Source organism: Vulcanococcus sp. Clear-D1 (genome assembly GCF_014654725.1).
GTDB lineage: Bacteria > Cyanobacteriota > Cyanobacteriia > PCC-6307 > Cyanobiaceae > Vulcanococcus.
The window spans coordinates 89,728-97,723 of record NZ_JACVZV010000005.1; the positions used below are offsets into that span (position 1 = coordinate 89,728).

The 7,996-nt window shown below is 58.4% G+C and carries 10 protein-coding genes; 6 read left to right on the plus strand and 4 right to left on the minus strand.

What is annotated here, in order from left to right; genetic code table 11:
• The first annotated feature begins 44 nt into the window (after positions 1 to 44).
• Both H9532_RS01805 and H9532_RS01810 read left to right on the plus strand, forming a co-directional pair.
• Entirely contained in the window at positions 45 to 509 is a 465-nt protein-coding gene (locus H9532_RS01805; RefSeq protein ID WP_296365214.1) for a hypothetical protein, read from the plus strand.
• Positions 506 to 919: a phage holin family protein gene (locus tag H9532_RS01810; protein ID WP_296365215.1), complete on the plus strand. Its 414-nt coding sequence runs from the start codon at positions 506 to 508 to the stop codon at positions 917 to 919. The genes H9532_RS01805 and H9532_RS01810 overlap by 4 nt, the downstream gene beginning before the upstream one ends.
• On the opposite strand, the gene H9532_RS01815 is transcribed toward H9532_RS01810, so the two are convergent.
• The 3 genes from H9532_RS01815 to H9532_RS01825 all read right to left on the minus strand — a co-directional run bounded on the left by H9532_RS01815 (position 885) and on the right by H9532_RS01825 (position 4,034).
• Positions 885 to 2,237 (minus strand): cation:proton antiporter, encoded by a 1,353-nt coding sequence (locus tag H9532_RS01815; protein WP_296365217.1) that lies wholly within the window; start codon positions 2,235 to 2,237, stop codon positions 885 to 887. The two genes, H9532_RS01810 and H9532_RS01815, sit on opposite strands and share 35 nt — an antisense overlap.
• 35 nt (positions 2,238 to 2,272) lie before the next feature.
• Complete coding sequence (locus H9532_RS01820; RefSeq protein ID WP_296365219.1) at positions 2,273 to 3,427, minus strand: THUMP domain-containing protein; 1,155 nt, start codon at positions 3,425 to 3,427, stop codon at positions 2,273 to 2,275.
• A 346-nt stretch (positions 3,428 to 3,773) separates the two neighbouring features.
• On the minus strand, positions 3,774 to 4,034 hold the full coding sequence (locus tag H9532_RS01825; RefSeq protein WP_296365247.1) for a hypothetical protein: 261 nt from the start codon (positions 4,032 to 4,034) through the stop codon (positions 3,774 to 3,776).
• Here H9532_RS01825 and H9532_RS01830 point away from each other — a divergent pair.
• The 4 genes from H9532_RS01830 (at position 3,921) to H9532_RS01845 (ending at position 6,575) form a co-directional block, all read left to right on the plus strand.
• The gene (locus H9532_RS01830; protein WP_296365245.1) at positions 3,921 to 4,796 is read left to right on the plus strand and encodes a tyrosine-type recombinase/integrase; all 876 of its coding nucleotides are present in this window, start codon (positions 3,921 to 3,923) and stop codon (positions 4,794 to 4,796) included. The two genes, H9532_RS01825 and H9532_RS01830, sit on opposite strands and share 114 nt — an antisense overlap.
• Positions 4,797 to 4,876: 80 nt before the next feature.
• Positions 4,877 to 5,236 carry a hypothetical protein gene (locus H9532_RS01835; protein WP_296365220.1) on the plus strand — a complete coding sequence of 120 codons (360 nt, stop codon included), beginning with the start codon at positions 4,877 to 4,879 and terminating at the stop codon, positions 5,234 to 5,236.
• 3 nt (positions 5,237 to 5,239) lie between these two features.
• Positions 5,240 to 5,878 carry a GIY-YIG nuclease family protein gene (locus H9532_RS01840; RefSeq protein WP_296365222.1) on the plus strand — a complete coding sequence of 213 codons (639 nt, stop codon included), beginning with the start codon at positions 5,240 to 5,242 and terminating at the stop codon, positions 5,876 to 5,878.
• Between the two features lie 13 nt (positions 5,879 to 5,891).
• The gene (locus H9532_RS01845; RefSeq protein ID WP_296365224.1) at positions 5,892 to 6,575 is read left to right on the plus strand and encodes a hypothetical protein; all 684 of its coding nucleotides are present in this window, start codon (positions 5,892 to 5,894) and stop codon (positions 6,573 to 6,575) included.
• A gap of 297 nt (positions 6,576 to 6,872) precedes the next feature.
• Here H9532_RS01845 and H9532_RS01850 read toward each other — a convergent pair.
• The coding region (locus H9532_RS01850; protein ID WP_296365226.1) for a restriction endonuclease at positions 6,873 to 7,996 on the minus strand (1,124 nt) is incomplete at its 5' end.

The window sequence follows — 7,996 nt, forward strand, 5'->3', positions numbered from 1 at the left end:
AGCTTGGACACAGCCTGCGGCCCGCCGCGTCCAGCCCCCGCCCTATGGAACAGGACTCGCAACAGGAGCTGCCTCAGCACCCGCCGACGTCGCCCGGCCAGCCGGGCGGTTCTGCCGCGGCCACCCAGTTCCGCGATCGCTTCGAGAGCCTGCTGCCCTCCATTCAGAGGGAGTGGCCTGAGGTGGCGCGCCACACCCTGGAGGCCACCCGCGGCAGCTTCGACACGGTGGTGGAGGTGATCGCCCGGCAGACCGGCCGCACCAGTGAGGGGGTGAAACAGCAGCTGCTTGATCTGCTGCAGGTGACCGGCGACCAGGCGCATCAGCTGGCGGACTCCCTGTGCCCTCTGGAGGAGCAGCTCGAGCAACTCCTGGATGATCTCAACGCCAGCCTGCGGCCTCGGATTGAGAAGCCCGTGCGGGAGCGGCCGCTGATGGCCCTCGGCATTGCTGCGGGTGTGGGCGTGCTGGTGGGTGTGCTGCTGGCTTCGGGCCGGCGTTCGGCATGAGCGAGAGCAGCGCCAACGGTAGTGGCCGTGAGGAGCGCCGTCGGGGGCTGCGCCTGGAGGCGGCGTCCCGGGTCACCGGCCTCGTGACCTCCGTGCTCGACCTGCACGTGCGGATCGCCCTCAAGGAGGCCGATCGCGAGAAGCGGCGCCTGGTGGGCGGACTGGCGTTGCTCTGTGGTGGCCTGGCCGCGCTGCTGCTGGCGGTGCTGGCGGGCGAGCTAGCGCTCCTGCTCTGGTGGGTGATGCTCAAGGGCTGGGGATGGATACAGGCAGCGTTGGGCCTGGCCGTGCTCAACCTTCTGCTCAGCGGCGTTCTGCTGCGGATCGGTGGGCAGCTGACCCGAGGCCCCTACCTGCCGGAAACGATGGCCGGCATCACGAAGACAACCCGGGCTCTGGTGGGCCGCTGAGCCGGCGGCACACCGGTGGCAGTGACAGCCCCTGCACCAGCAGGTTGAGGATCACGGCGACGAAGACGATGCTCTGGCTGTTGCTGGCCAGCTGCGTCGCCAGGGCTGGATCCAGGCCCCTCAGGTTGGGGATGGCGCTGGCCACGTTGAAGGACAGGGCCAGGGGCACCGCACCGCGCAGGCCGCACCAGGCGATCAGGGTGGAGTCGCGCAGGTTGAAGGGCGAGAAGCGCTGGAAGCAGAACACGCTCACCGGCCTGGCCACCAGCATCAGGGCGGCAGCGGCGGCCACCCCGGCGGGCAGGCAGGGCAGCAGATCAGCGGGATTCACCAGCAGCCCGAACAGCAGAAAGATGCTGATCTCCGTCATGGTGTTGAACGGCAGCAGCACCTCCTGAATGCTCTCGTGATTGATCTGCTTGTTCTTGTACCGGAGGTTCGTCATGAACACCCCAGTCACGTAGACCGCCACGTAGCCCGATCCTCCGAGGAAGTAGGAGAGGCCGTAATCCACAAAGGCGATCGACATCGCCACGATCAGCAGCTGCTCCTTCTCCATCACGAAGCGATTGATCACCAGCTTGGCCACATAGCCGAAGCCGATGCCCACCAGCAGCCCGGAGCCCAGCTGTTGCAGCAGGCTGCTGGAGGCCTGCAGCGCCATGGACGCCATCGAATCGCCCGACCCGCTGGTGACGGTGAAGATGCCCAGGCAGATGCTGTAAAGGATCAGGGCCGATGGATCGTTCACCGACGATTCGAATTCGAGAAGGTGACGCACGCGTTCCGGCACCAGTCGTTGCACCTGGCGCAGCACGCTCAGGGTGGCGCCGGCATCGGTGGACCCCAGGCAGGCCGCGATCAGAAAGGCTGCGCCCAGCGGCATGGCGTCGGCCATTCCCGGCGCGAGGGATGTGCCGCTAGCTGAGCTCAGCCAGTAGATGGCCCCGCCCAGGATCACCGTGGAGATCGCTACGCCTCCCACAGCCAGCAGCAGGCCATATTCCAGAAAGCCGCGGATCGACTGGAGGTTGGTTTTCAGGCCTGCATAGAACAGCAGCAGAGCCAGGGCGAAGGTGTAGAGATCTGCCACCTCCCGATGGCTCACATCCAGCACCCGGATGTTGATCATCAGGCCCAGCACCAGCACGCCGAGGATCGCCGGGATGCCGATTCGGATCGAAAAGCGGCTCACGATCAGGGTGCCCAGGAACACCACGCCGATGAAGAGCGCCTGCGCCTCCAGGGGCACCGCGCTCAAGGAGGCATCCGTGGCCCCGGTTGTGCTGCCGAGCAGCAGTCCAACTGGCAGGTGCATCAATGGGGCCGGCGCGCTCGCAGCATTGTGATCCTTCAGCGGATGGCGTAATGCAGCCAGCGGCAATCGATGCCGCCGTTGCTCACGGGGATGCGCCGGCTGGCTTTCATCCGCAGGGCGCCGGTGAGCTCGGGATTGCCGCTGAGCAGCCAGAAATCCCAGCCGCTGCAGCGCTCCTTCACCATCCGCCCCAGATCGGCATACAGCGGCTCCAGGGCATCGCGATCCCCGATGCGTTCGCCGTAGGGCGGGTTGCACACCAGAACGCCGGGCCCGTCCGGCGGCTGGAAGCTGCGGAAATCGCCGCTCTGGATTGTCACGGCATGGCCCACACCCGCCGCTTCGGCATTCGCGCGGGCCTGCTCGGCCACCTCGCCATCGAGTTCGAGCCCCACCACCGGTGCCAGCGGCCGGCCATCAGCGAGCTGGTTGCGCTCGCTCTGGCTGGCCTGCGCCAGCGCCTGGCCCCAGAGCTGGCCGTTGAAATCGGGCCAGCGCTCCAAGGCAAAGCGATGGTCGAGGCCCGGGGCGCGGCCCAGGGCCATGCAGGCGGCCTCGATCAGCAGCGTGCCCGAGCCGCAGAGGGGGTCGGCTAGGGGCACGCTCCCATCCCAGCCGGTGAGTCGGATCAGCCCAGCTGCAAGGTTTTCCTTGAGCGGGGCCAGGCCCATCCGGGGGCGGTAGCCGCGGCGGTGGAGGCTCTCGCCGCTGCCATCCACGCTCAACCGCGCTTGGCCGCCGCCCAGGTGTACATGGATGGAGAGATCGGGGTCTTCCAGATCCACGGAGGAGCGCTCGCCCCAGCGCTGCCGCTGCCAATCCACCAGGGCGTTTTTCACTTGGAGTGCGGTGTAGTGGCTGTGGGTGAGGCCCGGCAGGCTGCCGCTGGCATCCACGCGAAAGCTCAGTTCGGGGGGTAGCCACTGCTCCCAGTCGGCGGCGCGCTGCACGCCTGCATACAGCTCCTCACGATTGCGGCAGGGAAACACCGCGAGCTGGCGCAGCACCCGGAACGGCAGCCGGGCCTGCAGTTGCATCCGGTAGAAGCCGGCTAAATCAATGCGAAAACCCACCGCGCGATGCAGGGCCTTCACCCCGGTGGCCCCGAGATCGCTCAGCTCTTCAGCGCCGCAGGCCTCCAGCCCAGGGGGCAGAACCGCGGTGCACTGGATCTGCTGCTGTTCGGTCATGCCCACCCCTGCGCCGTGCCTTGGCTACTGCCACAATGCAGGAGTCCGGTTTCGGCCGGACTAGGTGGCTCACACCAGTGTTTCGGACAGCGGTTCGATTCCGCTCAGCTCCACTTTTCGGGGCTGCAATGGTTTCGACGGGGCATGAGGAGGGTGACTGAAGCCTGCTCGGTAAGAGCAAACACGTAACAGCGAACAACATCGTTCGTTTCTCCCGTCAGACCGCCCCTGTGGCCGCCTGACCCTAATAAGGGAGATGGGGTGAGATCAGCCTTATCAACCAAATGATCCATGGGGGCTGGAAGGCCCCTTCAACCGTTCTGGCGCAGGCGATCTGGCGATTACGTCAGACCCTCAAAAAAGCGGTGTTGCCAAAAGTGTTGTCAAAATCCCTGCGGTCTTGGACGGCATGGATAAGGCAGAGGCGTTGGCTTTTGTCAGTCGTTTGTTCGATGCCGCTGATACTGGCGCCGTCCTCTGGGGCGATGAGCTGCTGCTCAAGCGGTTCCTCACTCAATGCAGCCGCACCGGTAGCCAAGAGACGCGGGACGGGTATCGCCGCGAGCTGATGCATTACCTCCGTTGGCGTGATCAGCACCACCCCCATCTGCACTTGCGAGAGATCGCGCCAGCCATGGCTCAGGACTGGATTGATGCCTTGCGGCAGCAGGTGGATGCTGGTCTGATCAAGCCCCGAAGCTTCAACAGGCGCGTTAGCGCGGTCAGCTCCCTCTACCGCTGGGCTTCAGAGCTCTCCCGCTCGGCAGTCACGGGCGTGCCGCGGAACCCCATCCCCCCGCGAGTGCAGCTCCATGCGCCAAAGCTGGCTAAGCCGCTGCCTGAAGCCGATCTGTCGGCAGTGCTGGGCAGGATCAGCCAAGCGAAAGCCCAAGGCTCAAAGACAGCAGCTAGAGATTTCGTCTTGGTGCGCGGCAGCTACCTGCTCGGTTGCCGAGTCACTGAGCTCTCTCGCTTGAAGTGGGGAGACATCGAGGCGGTCGAGGGTGGTGGTCAGGTCACGCTCCTCGGCAAGGGCAGTAAGCAGCGCACTGTCAAGGTCAGCCGTGAGACCTTGGAGTTGTTTGAGTCGCTTGGCCGCGGCGAGCCTGATAGCTGGGTCTTCCCCTCAAGCCGGAAGAACGGTCCGTTGAGCCGTCAGGCGATTGCTGAACGGATGCGGCGCTGGGGCAAGGCGGTGGATGTCCATTTGCACCCTCACAAGCTCCGCCATACCCATGCCACCCATGCGATCCGCCGCGGGGTAGATGTCTTCACGCTCCAGAGCACGCTCGGGCACAGCAGTACAGCGACCACTTCTGGTTATGTCGCCGCTAACCCAGCGGACTCAAGTTCGCTAAGACTGGGTTGACGTAATACCGGTTGTGCCTGTCGCGAATTTCCACGGCTGGCATGCAGGTGTAAACTTGCACACCGCTTATCACTTGATTCATGTCAATCCTTGTTTCCGTTGTCTTTGTTACTCAAGATCTGGTTGTGGGGACAGCGGAAGCTGCCATAAAGGCGCTGTGCTCGAACGATTTCGTCTCAAACGGTACATATCCCTTTGAGGCTGATTCCTTCGTTTCGGTAGTAAAAAAGCATGCCGTGTTTATTGATGATGAATTGGTCAAGGTTTGTGAAAGCCTTGGCGAGGCCGAGGCGGTAGTGCAAAAAATAGAGAAAGCCATCCAAGCGGTTGAGCAATTAGGTGTAAATGAGCCTGTGTCTCTTCTTGACTTATTTGAACATAAGGAGATGTTCGGTCAAGATGAAGAGACAGAGGTGACGTGCCGGCGGATTCAGCTCTAAATTATGGACGCGAACAAGGGTGTCAATGAGCGAGAGTTCTTGTTTGAGAGGAAGCACTGGAATATGCTGCTTCGAAAACTTGCGCCTTCGCTTCAGTTGAAGGTAAAGCAGCACATCCGATTTAAGGAGACGGTAATTGTATTTGGTCCTGATAACGAAGATAGGTCTGTGGAAAGGAGCCTTTCCCTTGATCTGAGCCTTAAAAGGGGTTCCGAGCATTTGGTGCGATATAATCAGGCGGAAATAAAGTTAATGGAGAAGGAGATAGGAGTCGCCCTGATCAGCACTCTTGCTGACCTTCGAGCTTTCCCAAAAGGCGCAACAAATAATGGAAAGCTTATTCAGCCTGAAGAATCAGATCGCAGCTCTGGCGAAAGCGACTCATGCTTGGGCTTTGTGTATTTGATCCGAAATCAAGATCTCTTCAAGATAGGTATTACTTTGGACCTTAAGCGAAGAATGGAGGAGCTTAAGCCTGACGAAATCGTAAATACTATCAAGTGCAAGAACTTTAGAGATGTCGAAAAGGATCTCCATTCGCTCTTCAGGAATGAAAGGCTGCCGCAAACCGAGTATTTCAGGTTGGACCAAGAACAGGTTCAAAGGATTCAGTCATTAATGGTTAAGTTGGCGGAATTCTGACGTAATGCCTCTTATGAATTACCGGTCAATGCTTCTAGGGCTGCTTGTCAGCCTCCCCCTTCTCCTTCACTCCGAGGCACACCCCAGTTCATGGGAAGAAATTGGTGCCAGTCGGTATGGTGGAGCTGTATATGTCAAAAAAGGCTCTATCAAAAAAACAAAGAGCGTCAATTTTAAGGGCACTATTTATGTTGGCGCTGATTTTTCCTACAGCACCTTTGGTCGCACCGAAAGATCGAGATACGTATTCGACTGCAGTCTTTCCGCTTACAAAACAAGCGAGGCCGCTAGTGGCTACTATGTTGACCTTTCATGGGTCACTCCTTTTGACGGGAGCGATTCGGTCAAGAGGATAGCGTTCGACTACTTGTGTCCCAATATTGAGAATCCTTGGCTTAACTTTGGCGAAACTGACGGCGCTCTTAGTGAGATATATTATCTAAACAAGCAGACTTTGTCGAATTCGCGCAACTCTCGCTATGGGGAAGTGATTTCGGGTATTGTGGTAAAAGGATACGAAAAGAGCATGATTAGCCTTGATGCATTTGCAATTTATGTGTCATGCGGCAGGCGTCTTCTTGGAGCTCTGGATATGCTCTACTATAAGAGCCCTTCGAATCCCGCGATAAGCCTTGAGGAGCCCAATCCCGGGAGCATTGGCTCGTTCTGGCTTGATCTTTTCTGCTCAAAGAGCTAGATGCTAGATATAGTTGCATTTGATGTAGCCCAAATGCTTGTGATTTGCTTCTGAAAGACTGCGATACTGTGCTTTACTAGATAAGCTCGATAAGTCAAATACTCTGCCGATTGTTTGGCTTCTTCGAAATAATATTGTTGCCTTTGCCTCTGGGTATGCTGTGGCGGAGTGGCTTTGTTCTGAACTGCTCTTGAACAGTATTACGCAATTTCTGATGACAAATCTCATCGCCAGTTAGGCATAATTAGTCGCAATGACCCTTGCGTAAAGCTGAGAGTTTTGACGTCGCAACCGTCATTACATCGCGTTGATCCGATTTTCGAGATTCGCAAGTTCAGTCTCAGCGATCAGTACCACGCCCGTTGACTCAGCTAGTCGCTTTGCAGCGCGCGTAAATTCTGCGTTCGAGACGACAACTGCATGCGTTCCATTCCAGTGGGTCATGCCTGCTGTGACTTCTTGAACGGCTTTGTTCCCTACTGGGCTTGAGTAGCGCTTGCACTGAATGCAAACACGCGCATTGTTCTTTGTCGCAATTAGATCGACCCCCTGGTCCCCTGTTACGGCTGTATCGCTTACCGACCATCCCGCTGCTTCCAGGAGGTCAGCGCAGTGCTTTTCGTAGTCAACCCCGCTCATCTCGCCCACGGATTCAAGAGGTCCCGCCTGAAGTACGGATTGGCATGCCTCTTCTATGTAGGTCGCAATCTCTGCGTACCAATCCTCTTCGGTCTTATCTCGCTCGATGCGCTCATTTCCGCTCACGTCGACTACTTGTGAGTAGACGCTGCGATATTGCTCGTATCTTTCGAAGAAAACATCGACGTCCTCGGCGGGCTCTCCTGTATTGCCAGTGCGCGGGAGTATTACTTTGTACCAGAAATAGGGCATCCCTTTCAGGAACCACTCATCATTACCAACAAGAAATTGCAGCTTGATCATGCTTTGCATTAGCATTGGCTTGCCGATCCACTGATCAAGGTTTTCATTGCCATAAGCATCCTTGAAGACATATTTCTTTCTCTCTGCAACAAGGTTGTACTTGTGTTCTTCAATAATTCCTTTGATCTCATCGGCGAAGGTGTCCGCTTTTGATTTCTCTTCTTCCAGGCGCTGGGCTCTTTGCCTTTCGAGTTCCCGTTCTCTCTCAGCCGCCCTACTCCGTAGTGCCTCTTCTCTCTCGGCGCGCTCTTGTGACCAGCGCCTAAGGGTCCTCTCAATTTTGCCTGGGACCCCTGCCCAGAAGAACAGCCCGACGCAAATGATGAAGGCGAGGCTTGCGGTAAAAACCACTGCTGCACTAGTCGTTAGCCATGTTCTAGACCAGCCTCGCTCAAAGTGGTCTTGGTCGTAATCGTTATTGCGTCTAAGGAATCTCTGGACAAACGGGTTTGAGCGACCGCAGTGAGCAGGAAAGAGTG